Here is a 14,481-nt window from a genome sequence, read left to right as displayed (position 1 = left end):
TTGGCTACCGTAGCGAGGCAGCCAACTTCGACTACCGCTATGGTATGGCACTCCGCCGTATGGATCTCAACCACTTCTATTATGAAACGGATATAGACAACCTCGGACGTGTGAAAGCTGTGCGTGGTCCTAATGAGTTGGCAACAGGTGTGCCTTACATCATTGCCTTTGACTATCAGCCTAAGGCTACTTTCGGCACCAATGGCATCACTGCACCTGCTTACGCAGTGACGAAGCATTACGACATACAGCACCCAAGCGATGATATGGAGACCGTCACCTTCGTGGACGGTTTCGGACGTCCCGTTCAGGTGAAGAAAGACGGTGTGGTAACGACAGCTGCCAAGGGCAGTGCACCCAAGGACGAAACCGTGATGATTGTCAGCGGACGCAATGTCTATGACGCTTTCGGTCGTGTGACGAAGGCATACTATCCAACAACAGAGGCAGTGGGCAAAAAGACAACTTTCAACAAGGCTTTTGATAACGTGTCGCCAACCGTAACGGTTTACGACGTGCTTGACCGTGCCATGAAAGTAACGCTTCCTGATAATACCGAGACCAAGACCGAATACTCTACCGATGCGGGCAGCAACACTCTCAAGACACTCGTTACCGACGCTCTCGGCGGTAAGCAGGCTACCTACACCGACGGTAGCGGCAAGACCGTGAAGACCGAGCAACTCAGCGGACCCGATGGTATCATTACCACTTCTTTCGAGTATGATGGTATCGACCGATTGGTCAAGGTAACAGACACCGAGGGCAACGTAACGACATCCGTCTATGATATGGGCGACCGTCGCACAGAGGTAAATCACCCTGCCAGCGGTATCACCACCTTTACCTACGATGCTTTGGGTAATGTGCTCACCAAACAGACAGCCAATCTCAAAAAGGAGGGCAAGACCATCAATTACGAGTATGATTACGGACGTCTGACGGCAATCAACTATCCCGACCATCCGGAAAACAACGTGAAGTACCATTACGGTGGTATCAACTCTTCTTACAACCGTATCGGCAGACTGATGCTTCGTGAGGACGGCAGTGGCGCGATCGAGTATTACTACGGCAAGATGGGTGAGGTGGCCAAGACCGTGCGCACGCTGATTGTGCCCAATCAGGCAGTGGCAACCTACGTCACACAGTGGAAGTACGACAGCCATGACCGTCTCTTGGAGATGATCTATCCCGATGAGGAAAAGGTAACCTATGGCTACAACCTCGGCGGACAGATAGACCATGTGCGTGGCTACAAGTCCTATGGCTACGATTATGTGAACAAGATAGGTTATGATAAGTTTGAGCAGCGCACCTACCTGAAGTATTGTAACGGAGCGGAAACGTTCTACAGTTACGACCCTGCACGCAGACGATTGCAGAACCTCGTAGTCAATGCCAAGGCAGGTACTGTTATGGACAATGCCTACAGCTACGACGCTGTGAGCAACGTGCTTGGTATTAAGAACAATGCTCCACTCCCACAGAGTGGCAAGGCAGGCGGGCAGATGAGCCATAGTTACACCTACGACCCACTGTACCGTCTGGCAAGCGCAACGGGAACCTATGCAGGAGCCAACAGCAAGACGGCGTCCTACACCCTTGCCATGGGCTACGACAACATGCACCGCATCACGAGCAAGAAGCAACATCTCTCGCAGACAGGTGTGCAGTTCGACGGCACGCTCAACGCAGGCTACGAACTCGTCTATACCTATGGTAGCGCAGAGGGTAAGAAGTTCCAACTCGACAATGTTCGTGATATCAACTACCGAACGGAAGAAACTCCTACGGACAGCACGAACATCAACAACGGACACAAGTACATCTACGATGCCAACGGAAACCTTGTCTATATCAATACCTCTCGTGTAAAGCGTGACGGCAAGGAGGATGAAAAGGCAAGTGAGCAGAAGTACCGTTGGGACGAGGAGAACAGACTCTTGGCAGCTGATGAGAATGGATTTGTGAGCAACTATTGGTATGATGCCGATGGCGAGCGCACGGTAAAGACATCAGGCGAGAATGAAGCTATTTATGTGAACTCCGAGTTCTCGGGAGGCAACACCGGTACGGCAAGGTTCAGTCTCTATGTCAGCCCATACCTCGTAGCAGGACAGGGTGGCAAGTACACCAAGCACATCTACATCGGTAGTCAAAGAATAGTCAGCAAGCTTGGCGACCTCGCCAGCTATGGTGCAGACCCAAGACGAATACCGTATGCAGGTAATGAGGCTGATGGCTTGATCATTAACTACAAGGATAAATACAATCAGCAACTTCAATCCATCAAGGACAACTACAAGACGTTTGACTTGCCATACAATGGTGAGGATAATGACGACTATGTAAACGGTCAGGGCTTCTGCTGTAACGACGGTACGCCGGAAGCAGCACTGGCAAGGGCAATGACCCGCACAAGGACTGCAAACGGTAACTTCAAACCCAACGACGACTACGAGAAGATGCAGTTCTACTACCATCCTGACCATTTGGGTAGCAGTAGCTACATCACCAACCTTGATGGCGAAGTATCGCAACACATCGAGTATGTGCCGTTCGGTGAGGTGTTCATAGAAGAGCGCAACAACACATGGAACACCCCTTACCTCTTCAACGCAAAGGAGCTGGACGAGGAAACGGGTATGTACTACTATGGTGCAAGGTACTATGAACCGAGGTTGAGTTTATGGATGAGTGTGGACCCTTTAGAGTGCAAACACCCTGAAATCTCCACATATTGTCAAGCAAATAATAACCCTATTAAATATATAGATCCAGATGGTCTTGATAATTTTATCATAAATGAAGTCAGCGGAGAGATTATTCGACAAAAGACAGATGGAAAAACTCACAGTTTTTATCTCTCTGATGGGAAATCAAATGTCCTTGTTGGTGCTTTTGAGTATAATAAAAAAGACTTAATCGGACTAAGTGGAAGAATATCTTTTACAAACACAAAAGGAGAATCTGCTGCATTTGCAGTAAAGTCTGGATCTGAGAATAAAAGTTTTATTTCTTCTAATGCTTTGGCGGCATTGATTGGAGCGGTTGGAACAGTCGCATTTTCAGATATAACTATAAATCAATTTAGTTATAGTGATGGTCGCTCACCAGCACCAAGTGTATCGCATAAAAATGGAAAAAATGGTGACTTACGTTATTTGCGGACTGACAAGTCAGGGAGTCAGACCGATGTTGGGTCTAATAATTTTGATGAACAAAGAGAACAAGCATTAACAAATGCGCTCCATAAGTTTGGCTGGAAGGATATGATTTCAGAAAAATACAATAATAAATTATTGCCTCATACAAGTTCTGCAAAAAGTAGGGGAATAGGAAGTAATCATTCCAATCATTTGCACTTACAAGGATTCAAACCCAATATAAAAACAGTAGAGTATATAAATGCTCTTCCTGAAGTAGTTGTTATTGGAAAACGAAAATGAAAAAAACACTTCTTATATTGATTATTTTATCACTCCCCTTGATATCTAAGGGGAGTGATAACCTTGTTGCTGTTCTTTACTTAAAAAACGGCAGTTACGTATCATCTGATAGCGTATATACATTTCTTAATTTAGATGGAACTCTGTTTGATGAATTAAGATCAAGGAATGGCAATGAACCAACGTGTCTGAAAATAGATAGGGATAATGCGGTCTCATATTATCCGGATTTAATGATTTACGTCTTCTTTTGTAAATTATCACCAACCAGAAAGATCCTTGTTAGGGTTGGTCATGATTGGAAAATATTAAAAACAAATAGTCCTTTTACAGTCTTACCTACGAAGAGGTATCTTTTATCCTTAGATATTCAGTTAAGAGTTGGTGATATTTTATACGATAAAAGAGATAAGGTGAAAGTAAAAAGATGTATAACACGTCATATTATTGACGCAAGAGGAGATTACGTCGCAGTTGAAATAAAGAAAAGGAAGTTGTGGTTTCGATGGAAGAGACATTATCAAGTAACCCCTGATAGATTATTGTATAACTAATATTATGAATCAGCAAAGTACAGGTGAAAAAAGATGGTATGGTAACGACAGCTGCCAAGGGTAGTGCTCCGAAAGACGAGACCGTGATGATTGTCAGCGGACGCAATGTCTATGACGCTTTCGGTCATGTGGCTAAGGCTTACTACCCTGTAACCGAAGCAGTGGGAAACAAGACAACTTTCAACAAGGCTTTTGACAACGTGTCGCCAACCGTAACGGTTTATGACGTGCTTGACCGTGCCATGAAAGTAACACTTCCGGACAATGCTGAGACCAAGACGGAATACTCTACGGACGCAGGTAGCAATGCACTCGTAACGACTGTAACTGATGCGTTGGGTAATCGTCAGGCTACCTATACCGATGGTAGTGGCAAGACGGTGAAGACCGAGCAACTCAGCGGACCTGATGGTATCATTACCACTTCTTTCGAGTATGATGGTATCGACCGATTGGTCAAGGTAACAGACACCGAGGGCAACGTAACGACATCCGTCTATGATATGGGCGGCCGTCGCACAGAGGTAAACCACCCTGCCAGCGGTATCACCACCTTTACCTACGATGCTTTGGGCAATGTGCTCACCAAGCAGACAACCAACCTCAAAAAGGAGGGCAAGACTATCAATTACGAGTACGATTACGGACGTCTGACGGCGATTAATTATCCTGACCATCCGGAAAACAACGTGAAGTACCATTATGGTGGCATCAACTCTTCTCACAACCGTATCGGCAGATTGATGCTCCGTGAGGACGGCAGTGGCGCTATTGAGTATTACTATGGTAAGATGGGTGAGGTCTTGAAGACCGTGCGCACGCTGATTGTGCCCAACCAGGCAGTGGCAACCTACGTAACACAGTGGAAGTACGACAGCCATAACCGCCTATTGGAAATGATTTACCCCGATGAGGAGAAAGTAACCTACGGCTACAACCTCGGTGGGCAGGTAGACCACGTGCGTGGCTACAAGTCTTACGGCTATGACTATGTGAACAAGATAGGTTATGACAAGTTCGAGCAGCGCACCTATCTGAAGTATTGCAATGGAGCCGAGACATTCTACAGCTATGACCCGCAGCGACGCAGGTTGCAGAACCTCGTAGTGAATGCTAAGGCAGGCACCATCATGGACAATGCATATAGTTATGATGCCGTGAGCAACGTACTCGGTATTAAGAACAATGCTCCACTCCCACAGAGTGGCAAGGCAGGCGGGCAGATGAGCCATAGTTACTCTTATGACCCACTATATCGTTTGGCAAGCGCAACGGGAACTTATAAGGGAACGGACAATAAATCCGCTTCTTATACGTTGTCTATGGGTTACGACAACATGCACCGCATCACGAGCAAGAAGCAACATCTCTCACAGACAGGTGTGCAGTTCGACGGCACGCTCAACGCAGGCTACGAACTCGTCTATACCTATGGTAGTGCAGAGGGTAAGAAGTTCCAACTCGACAATGTTCGTGATATCAACTACCGCACGGAAGAAACTCCTACGGACAGCACGAACATCAACAACGGACACAAGTACACCTATGATGCCAACGGAAACCTTGTCTACATCAATACCTCTCGTGTAAAGCGTGACGGCAAGGAGGATGAAAAGGCAAGTGAGCAGAAGTTCCGTTGGGACGAGGAAAACCGCTTGTTGGCAGCCGATGAGAACGGCTTTGTATCTAACTACTGGTATGATGCCGATGGCGAGCGCACAGTAAAGACATCAGGCGAGAATGAAGCTATTTATGTGAACTCTGAATTCTCGGGTGGTAATACTGGTACAGCACGCTTCAGCCTTTATGTCAGCCCATACCTCGTGGCAGGGCAAGGTGGTAAGTACACCAAGCATATCTATGTAGGCAGTCAGAGAATTGTCAGCAAACTGGGCGACTTGGCTTCTTATGGTGCAGACCCAAGACGAATACCGTATGCAGGCAATGAAGCTGATGGTCTTACCATTAACTACAAGGATAAGTACAACCAGCAGTTACAATCCATTAAAGACAATTACAAAACGTTTGACTTGCCTTATTCTGGTAAGGACAATGACGATTATGTAAACGGTCAGGGCTTCTGTTGTAATGATGCTACGCCGGAGGCGGAACAGGCTCGTGCAATGGCACGCACAAGGTCTGCAAATGGTAACTTCAAACCAAATGAAGATTACGAAAAGATGCAGTTCTACTACCATCCCGACCATTTGGGTAGCAGTAGCTACATCACCAACCTTGATGGCGAAGTTTCGCAGCACATCGAGTATGTGCCGTTCGGTGAGGTGTTCATTGAAGAACGCAACAACACATGGAATACCCCTTACCTCTTCAACGCAAAAGAATTTGATGAGGAAACAGGTATGTACTACTATGGTGCGAGATACTATGAGCCGAGGTTGAGTTTGTGGATGAGTGCGGATCCGCTTGCTGAGGAATATATTGACATAAGTGCATACACTTATTGTCATAATAATCCAATAAATCTATTTGATCCTGATGGTCAAGGAGATTATTATACAGATGCTGGTAAATGGCTTGGTAGTGATGGGAAACAGGATAATATGGCATATACAGCAACTGGTGTACGTAAAGAAAAAAACAAGAATGGCTCTCTAGTGAATGTATTCGAACACCCTGTTAAATTGTCTATTGGTCAGAAAGAGCTTAATACTTTGGCATCAACTGTATATGCAGAAAGTTCTATAGGGTATGGTATATTTAGCAAAGAAGAAATGTTTGCAATAGCTTCTGTTCATGTGAACAAGAATAAAGTAGCGTATGGTAAAGACTCTCCGAGTGCAAAAGCATTTAGAAGAACAACGTTAAGCAAACAAACAAATGCAATGCAAACAGCCAATGCCGCTGTTATAAATGCATTTACACCAGGTTCTATAGATTATAGCAATGGAGCAGATCAATGGGATGGTGCAGAACAAGCAATGATTCCTAAGGAGTTTCAGAATAAGCCATCAAATGGTACTTTTATGTATAAAATGAACGTCATGGGGTGGAGTATGCGTGATAAGGAGTATGCATCGTGGAAAAATGCTGTAAATAAAAAATTTGGTAATGGATCATTTAATGTTCCGCAGAAAAAAACTGCAGGATACAATTATGGAGGTATGAAGAATAAGGGAAGAATTAGGCTTACTTCCACTGCACAATATGGATTAACTATTTTTTGGAGGACTATAAAATGATTTTATTTTCAAATTTATGGCTTCGAAGAGCGTTTTTTTGCATTTTACTTTGTTCTTGTCTGCTAGATAATAAAGCTCAAAATGTCTGGAAACTTTATTACAATACAAAAGAAGTCCAGATTAGGAGTTATACATCTAAAGGACAGTTGAGACATCTTGTGCAAAGCGATGACGATGGGAATAAGGTCGATTCTGTAATTTATAAAAAGAATATTTATGTTTATTCTTTTGCAAAAACAAAAGTGTACAAGAACTCTAATTTTCGTGTCATAAATTTCTATTCTAAATTTAAACTGCATAAGGAGACTTTTTTGTCTCCTTATGTTAAACATGCATTCCTATTAGAGGAGTATATTTCTGATTTGCAAAACATTTATGAATCCATTCTTCCGAATGGTGATGAAGTTTCAAATCATATATCGATTTCTATAAACAAAAATAGCACCCATGTAACATTTCGTAATCTGAATTGTCGTTTCAATGTTTTATTTAGTCCTGTAATATTACAATCTTATTTGTCCTACAATACAATAAAAGACATAAAGCTATATATTAAATTCGGAAGGCTCTCAAAAATAAGTTATATTTTGGAAGGGAATATTCTCAATATCTTTTTTAATTATAAACATAATTCAATTAAGATAGTAATAGAATCATTATCATCCTATGATGATAGAAAAGATGAATATATTTATGAATGGAAAAGAGATACGTAGGGTCTTGCTAATTTGCAAGTTCCAAAACGAAGTGCAATAAAAGAGTAGCCCTCGCCGAGAGATGCAGACGTTCTCGAAGCGTAGCGAGAGGTTGTCTGCATCTCTCGGCGAGGAAAAAAACAACCAGCAATACAAATAAAAGAATGAAGCCATCTATGTGAACTCCGAGTTCTCGGGTGGCAACACCAGTACGGCAAGATTCAGTCTCTATGTCAGCCCATATCTCGTGGCAGGGCAAGGTGGTAAGTACACCAAGCATATCTACATTGGCTCGCAGCGTATTGTCAGCAAGCTTGGCGACCTCGCTTCTTATGGCGCAGACCCAAGACGAATACCGTATGCAGGCAATGAGGCTGATGGTCTTACCATTAACTACAAGGATAAGTACAACCAGCAGTTACAATCCATTAAAGACAACTATAAGACGTTCGACTTGCCATACAACGGGCAGGACAATGACGACTACGTAAACGGTCAAGGCTTCTGTTGCAACGATGGTACACCTGAGGCGGCACAGGCTATGGCACGCACAAGAACTGTAAACGGCAACTTTAAGCTCAACGATGACTACGAAAAGATGCAGTTCTACTACCACCCTGACCATTTGGGTAGCAGTAGCTACATCACCAACTTGGACGGCGAAGTATCACAGCACATCGAGTATGTGCCGTTTGGCGAAGTATTCATAGAAGAACGCAATAACACTTGGAACACCCCTTACCTCTTCAATGCAAAGGAATTTGACGAGGAGACTGGATTGTACTACTATGGTGCAAGGTACTACGAGCCAAGGTTGAGTTTGTGGATGAGTGTGGATAGATTCACAGAAAAATATCCGCAGCTATCTGCATATTGTTATTGTGCGGAAAATCCTATTAAATTTGAAGATTTTAGAGGTGATTCTTTGAATATGAGTATTGTCAAGATGATGGATAAGAGATATTTCACGAATAATCTCGATAAAATCACTGAGGATTTAAAATTGATAACAGGATTGGATATTACTGTCTCTGGAGATTATATGCAGTATGAAAAGGATGCACATGGTAATCCAATCTATGATCAAGGGAGTGAGACAGCAAGAAAATTCTTAATGGAAATAATCGATGGTCCTAATATAGATGTATTTGTTACAAATAAAAGATCTGTGACCCCTAATGGTGGAAATCAGGTAGGGTTATCTGCTTCACAAATTGAAGATTTTATAGAAAATACGTATAACCTTAATACAGCAACATTAGGATGGGGAATGACCCTCTTGCATGAGCTTCATCATACAGGTCCTGGAGGTAGCATGGTTGACACGGATGAACTATATGGTACAGGAGATGTAGTTAATGCAATGAATGTGATTAGACAAGAACTTAATATGCAGTGGAAAAACTTTGGTCAACGACTTAACTATAAAAGTGTTATTCCAAATGAGGGAGCTACTAATAGTTATCTTCCTTTTGATCAGAGTTCTTTAAATAGTATAAAAGAGGGGGTAGCCCCATGTGTTTTCTCGGAATACATTAAAACGAGCGTAAAAAAATGAGGAAAATATTCTGTGTGTATATGATAGTGTTGTTGTTTTCACAATGTGCAAATTCACAATCAGTGGACAGTCTGTCCTTGTATAAGAGAGCTCTTGTGCTTATTTCAAGGGACTTAGAGGTTGATTTACAAAATGTAGCTGTCTCAGGGATTGCCTATGATTTAGACTGCTTTATGTTTTTTAGAACAGTAAAGAATAGCTCATGGGAAAAGACACTTATTGAAAGACAGAATAATCAAAGTTTAGATACTTATTCTTCTGTTTTAGATAAAAACTTTAATAAACTTTCTCATCATACGGAGTATAGTGTCTTCTTTTCGAATATAAAGGATGGAATCATTCTTGCACAAATATGTAAGTTACAAAAAAATGGGAAATCACTTAACTATTATTCGGTTATAAATACTGCACTCCAACAATATTATTATATGTTTATACTTAATCGAAAGGGAAAAATAAAGAAAACGTATCGGGTGAAGGTAGATTAATTCAAATGAAAGTTGTTATTCAATTAAAATCACTGCAGTCCAAAGAATAATTCTTAGACATGATTCAAATTGGTAATGCCCAAATTGGGAGTTTGCAAAATAGCCATCTGAATATCAATGTGATTTTTACAAGATTAGGCGTAGAGGCAGGGATAGATTCTCTGCCTCTTGCTATATTTGTAGTCCAAAACAAAGAAGAATGAATATACGAGAATGCTTCGGCACTTTATGCTCCAGATTGGGAGTTGAGCCCCTATGTCTGTATTGCAGTGCAATGAAACTTGCCAAAAGTGGGAAAAATAGCACGGGCATGGTAAGAACAAGAGCAATAAATCGAAGAGAATGACGTTAAAAGAATGACAGCCATCAATATGGAGGTTTATGAATAAGCAGGAAATTACATCAACATCTTTGCTGGCATCAGTAAGCATAGGTAAACGCTTGCAAAGCAACTGTCTGGAAATGAAAGGTAAATGACAATGGAACACAAGGATTTTACATACGACATGGTGCCACCCCTTTTTGCAGTCTGCTTCATCGAAGGCTGTCCGCAGGCGCCCACCTGCCTAAGACATTTTGCAGGAACATTCATACCCAGCGTCATTCACACGGGTCCTGCCGTCTATCCCACAGCATTGAACACTGGAAAATGCGCCGAGTTCAAACCGCTGCGGATCATGCGCGGAGCATGGGGATTTGACACCATCTTTACTGAAGTGAAGCAGAAAGACAGCACGAGGCTGCGCAACGACATCAAGCAGTTCTTGGGCGGACATGGTACCTATTACCGCTACTACAATGGCAGCCGCCTGCTCACTCCCGAACAGCAGGAGTGGATTATCAGTCTTTTCCGTAGCTGTGGATATACGGACAATCTCACATTTGAACACTACGAGGATGTTTACGATTTCTCTTAACTATTTCCGAGATAGACTACCGCACCCTGGTACTGTCGATACCGTATTGTTATATTACCAGTACCACATTGCGGTAGTAACAGTACCGTATCTTGGTACTCATAATGACGGTATTGACCGCATCGTCAAAGTAACCGACATAGTGAGCAACGTACTCGGCGTAAAGAACAATGCTCCACTCCCACAGAGTGGCAAGGCAGGCGGGCAGATGAGCCATAGTTACTCTTATGACCCACTATATCGTTTGGCAAGCGCAACAGGTACTTATAAGGGAACGGACAATAAATCCGCTTCTTATACGTTATCTATGGGCTACGACAACATGCACCGCATCACGAGTAAGAAGCAACATCTCTCGCAGACAGGTGTACAGTTTGACGGCACGCTCAACGCAGGCTACGAACTCGTCTATACCTATGGTAGTGCAGAGGGTAAGAAGTTCCAACTCGACAATGTTCGTGATATCAACTACCGCACGGAAGAAACTCCTACGGACAATACGAATATCAACAACGGACACAAGTACACTTACGATGCCAATGGAAACCTTGTCTATATCAATACCTCTCGTGTAAAGAAAGACGGCAAGGAGGATGAAAAGGCAACCGAGCAGAAGTACCGTTGGGACGAGGAGAACCGCTTGTTGGCAGCCGATGAGAACGGCTTTGTAAGCAACTACTGGTATGATGCCGATGGTGAGCGCACGGTGAAGACCAGTGGCGAGAACGAAGCCATATACGTAAACTCCGAGTTCTCGGGGGGTAACACCAGTACGGCACGCTTCAGTCTCTATGTCAGCCCATATCTCGTGGCAGGGCAAGGTGGCAAGTACACCAAGCACATCTACATCGGCTCGCAGCGTATTGTCAGCAAGCTTGGCGACCTCGCAAGCTATGGCGCAGACCCAAGACGAATACCGTATGCAGGCAATGAGGCTGATGGTCTTACCATTAACTACAAGGATAAGTACAACCAGCAGTTACAATCCATTAAAGACAATTACAAAACGTTTGACTTGCCATATAATGGTAAGGACAACGATGACTACGTAAACGGTCAAGGCTTCTGCTGCAATGATGGTACGCCGGAGGCAGCACAGGCAAGGGCTATGGCACGCACAAGGGCTGCAAACGGCAACTTCAAGCCTAACGACGACTACGAGAAGATGCAGTTCTACTACCATCCTGATCATTTGGGTAGCAGTAGCTATATCACCAACCTTGATGGCGAAGTATCGCAGCACATCGAATACGTTCCATTTGGCGAAGTGTTCATAGAAGAACGCAACAATACGTGGAACACGCCTTACCTCTTCAATGCTAAAGAATTTGATGAAGAAACAGGTATGTATTACTATGGTGCGAGGTACTATGAGCCGAGGTTGAGTCTGTGGATGAGCGTTGATCCCAAAGCAGCGGACGCACCTGATTGGACATCATATCGATTTTGTTTCAATAACCCAATTAGATATACCGATCCAGACGGTCGTTGGGAGTGGAGCGCAGCAGGAAATCTCAAATCACAGAAAGGTGATAATTCATACACATTAGCAAAATTTTTAGGAACAAACCAAAAGAATGCAATGACTATACTTAACAGAGGTGGGGTTAGTGCAAATGACAAAGGTATTCTAAATCTTAAAGTAGGACAGGAATTTTCTAAAAATGATTTGTGGGTAGGATTTAAGTCGAAAGGTGGAGCTGTTGTGAATAATACTAATGAAGCCTTATCACACTACTTACACGGAAAAGGAGAATCCGCAGACGTAGGTGATCAATCTACAATACAACTATTATCGTCAAGTAGGTTCCAAGAAAAGCATGCTAAAATAACAAGTAAAGCTGTTTCCCCAGAGGGCTATTTTTCAGTTGATTTAACAAAATCAACTTTCCATATAGGAAGAACAAATGTAGATTATAAGGTAGGCGGTAATGGCAAATCAAGTTATGTAACCTATACTTTATTTTCGAGGGACGGTTTTTGGGATCCTGATTATCTTGATGAAAATACATTGGGTAAAATTCCAAATATTAGAGATTGGACAAATACGAAGCCTGACGGACCTGGTCCAAATTTAGAAAGATTTGGAGGTACGCCATATCATTATAAAACAAGAGAAAGAACATACTTTTTTAAGCCTATTAAAGACAACAAATAATTTGATTGGTTATGAAAAAAGTAATAGAATTTATAGTGTTGGGAGTCGTGTTTTTTGTACTTGTTCTACTATATATCATATACGATAGAACAGGGTATCATTATGGATTGGAATGTAGTTTCTGCAATAAGAATATGCCGTATGGATTAACACCAAAAATCAATTCTGATTATCCACAAAGTTTTGTTTTACTTGATGAAGACGGCTTTGAGCTAACGGGGAGCGGTTTTAGACACAGACAAAGCAGTTTTAAGATAAAGAACTTTTTGGGTTATGGTTATAATGATACATCTGTATTATTGAAATGTACGGACAGTTTAAATAACATAAAATATTTAGTATCATATGAAATTGGTTATAAAAGCGACAAAGAAAATCCTGTCATATCATTTAAGGATATAAACTACAATGAATACAGCCAAATCAAAAATAATTACCAATGGATTAAAATTGACGAGGAAAAAGCAAATACAATACAAATTATGAAGTTTTTATTTATTGTTGGAGCGTTGCTCTCACTCTTTTTTATAGTCAGAAAGCTATTAAGATTCAGAGGTAATGCTTCGAATCAGGAGTTATTAAAATAACTACCTGATTCTTAAAGAATGAGCATTAAAGTTCAAAATATGATGTCATATACCCCAAAATATGACGTCATATTTCCTCAAATATGACGTCATAAACAAAAGAGTAATAAATGTGGCACGCAAGCCACAATAGTGAGAAATAACAGAATGTATAACTTTAAAACAACAAGAGTATGACAAACAGACCATTAGCCTATACGCTCACGGAGCGAAAGGCAACCGTTGGCAAACTTGCCGGCAAAACAGTTCTACAAGCTCGCCCCACTGGACGAAAGCGGGTGGATCATCGCAGTTTCTGCGACGAAGTAGGACGTGCTACAACATTCACTGGGGCAGAAGTAGAAGCCGTACTTAGGCTTGCTGCCGAGATAGCGAAGCGACACGTTGAGAATGGCGACATCGTAGATTTTGGCGACATAGGAACGCTTTGTCCCTCGTTTCAGAGCAAGACAGTGGAGAAAGGCAAAGAAGATTTTAATCCCCATGTTCACATCACAAAACCAGTAGTACGCCTTTCGCCTTCAAGACGTTATTTCACATTGACAGGCGTAAGTTACGAGCGTGTAGAAGCACCTGCAAAAAAGTCAGAAAGCAAACCAGAAGAGCATTCAAACAATCCATAATTTGGCAAATTCGGATTGAACATTGAAAACAGCATTCCAACATATTGGCTTCGTTTCACTTAAAACCGCTATTCCTGTTTCTGATGGTGCTTTTTACCATCAGAACGGGATGGTATTTTCAAATATTGCTGTCCGGTAAAAATTAACTGAAAGCTCTGTATCTCTTTATCCATCGGTATTGCAGCCGTTTTACTCATCCTGGGGCTTGGTTTTCAGTTTCAAACTGTAAGCATTATAAAATGCACTTAT

At 42.4% G+C, this 14,481-nt stretch carries 8 protein-coding genes and 1 pseudogene; all 9 read left to right on the top strand.

What is annotated here, in order from left to right; translation table 11 throughout:
- Positions 1-3,452: RHS repeat domain-containing protein (locus E0E16_RS00060; RefSeq protein WP_130828310.1), on the top strand; the 3,452-nt coding region annotated here is incomplete at its 5' end.
- Complete coding sequence (locus E0E16_RS00055; protein WP_025876657.1) at positions 3,449-4,006, top strand: hypothetical protein; 558 nt, start codon at positions 3,449-3,451, stop codon at positions 4,004-4,006. The genes E0E16_RS00060 and E0E16_RS00055, both read left to right, overlap by 4 nt.
- 23 nt (positions 4,007-4,029) lie before the next feature.
- Positions 4,030-7,206: an RHS repeat-associated core domain-containing protein gene (locus tag E0E16_RS00050; RefSeq protein WP_130828309.1), complete on the top strand. Its 3,177-nt coding sequence runs from the start codon at positions 4,030-4,032 to the stop codon at positions 7,204-7,206.
- A gap of 855 nt (positions 7,207-8,061) precedes the next feature.
- A pseudogene (locus tag E0E16_RS14025) lies at positions 8,062-8,823 on the top strand (RHS repeat domain-containing protein); the annotation flags it as partial.
- Positions 8,824-9,455: 632 nt separating this feature from the next.
- Positions 9,456-9,947, top strand: coding sequence for a hypothetical protein (locus tag E0E16_RS00035; protein ID WP_130828308.1), 492 nt, complete (start codon positions 9,456-9,458; stop codon positions 9,945-9,947).
- Between the two features lie 473 nt (positions 9,948-10,420).
- A complete protein-coding gene (locus E0E16_RS00030; RefSeq protein ID WP_255418070.1) occupies positions 10,421-10,864 on the top strand; it encodes a DUF6078 family protein in 444 nt (147 codons plus the stop codon).
- Positions 10,845-13,022, top strand: coding sequence for an RHS repeat domain-containing protein (locus E0E16_RS14020; RefSeq protein ID WP_255418069.1), 2,178 nt, complete (start codon positions 10,845-10,847; stop codon positions 13,020-13,022). Before E0E16_RS00030 ends, E0E16_RS14020 begins: the two co-directional genes overlap by 20 nt.
- 134 nt (positions 13,023-13,156) lie before the next feature.
- Positions 13,157-13,609: a hypothetical protein gene (locus E0E16_RS00020; RefSeq protein ID WP_130828307.1), complete on the top strand. Its 453-nt coding sequence runs from the start codon at positions 13,157-13,159 to the stop codon at positions 13,607-13,609.
- Between the two features lie 173 nt (positions 13,610-13,782).
- Complete coding sequence (locus E0E16_RS00015; protein ID WP_130828306.1) at positions 13,783-14,232, top strand: HU family DNA-binding protein; 450 nt, start codon at positions 13,783-13,785, stop codon at positions 14,230-14,232.
- Positions 14,233-14,481: the final 249 nt, after the last annotated feature.

The organism is Prevotella rectalis, assembly GCF_900607215.1.
GTDB classification, from domain to species: domain Bacteria; phylum Bacteroidota; class Bacteroidia; order Bacteroidales; family Bacteroidaceae; genus Prevotella; species Prevotella brunnea.
This window is presented reverse-complemented; position numbering and strand designations above follow the sequence as displayed.

What these genes read in the sequence shown, in the direction of transcription:
- E0E16_RS00055 (WP_025876657.1), top strand. Translation starts at nt 3,449, where the DNA reads ATGAAAAAAACACTTCTTATATTGATTATTTTATCACTCCCCTTGATA.
- E0E16_RS00035 (WP_130828308.1), top strand. Translation starts at nt 9,456, where the DNA reads ATGAGGAAAATATTCTGTGTGTATATGATAGTGTTGTTGTTTTCACAA.
- E0E16_RS00030 (WP_255418070.1), top strand. Translation starts at nt 10,421, where the DNA reads ATGACAATGGAACACAAGGATTTTACATACGACATGGTGCCACCCCTT.
- E0E16_RS14020 (WP_255418069.1), top strand. Translation starts at nt 10,845, where the DNA reads ATGTTTACGATTTCTCTTAACTATTTCCGAGATAGACTACCGCACCCT.
- E0E16_RS00020 (WP_130828307.1), top strand. Translation starts at nt 13,157, where the DNA reads ATGCCGTATGGATTAACACCAAAAATCAATTCTGATTATCCACAAAGT.
- E0E16_RS00015 (WP_130828306.1), top strand. Translation starts at nt 13,783, where the DNA reads ATGACAAACAGACCATTAGCCTATACGCTCACGGAGCGAAAGGCAACC.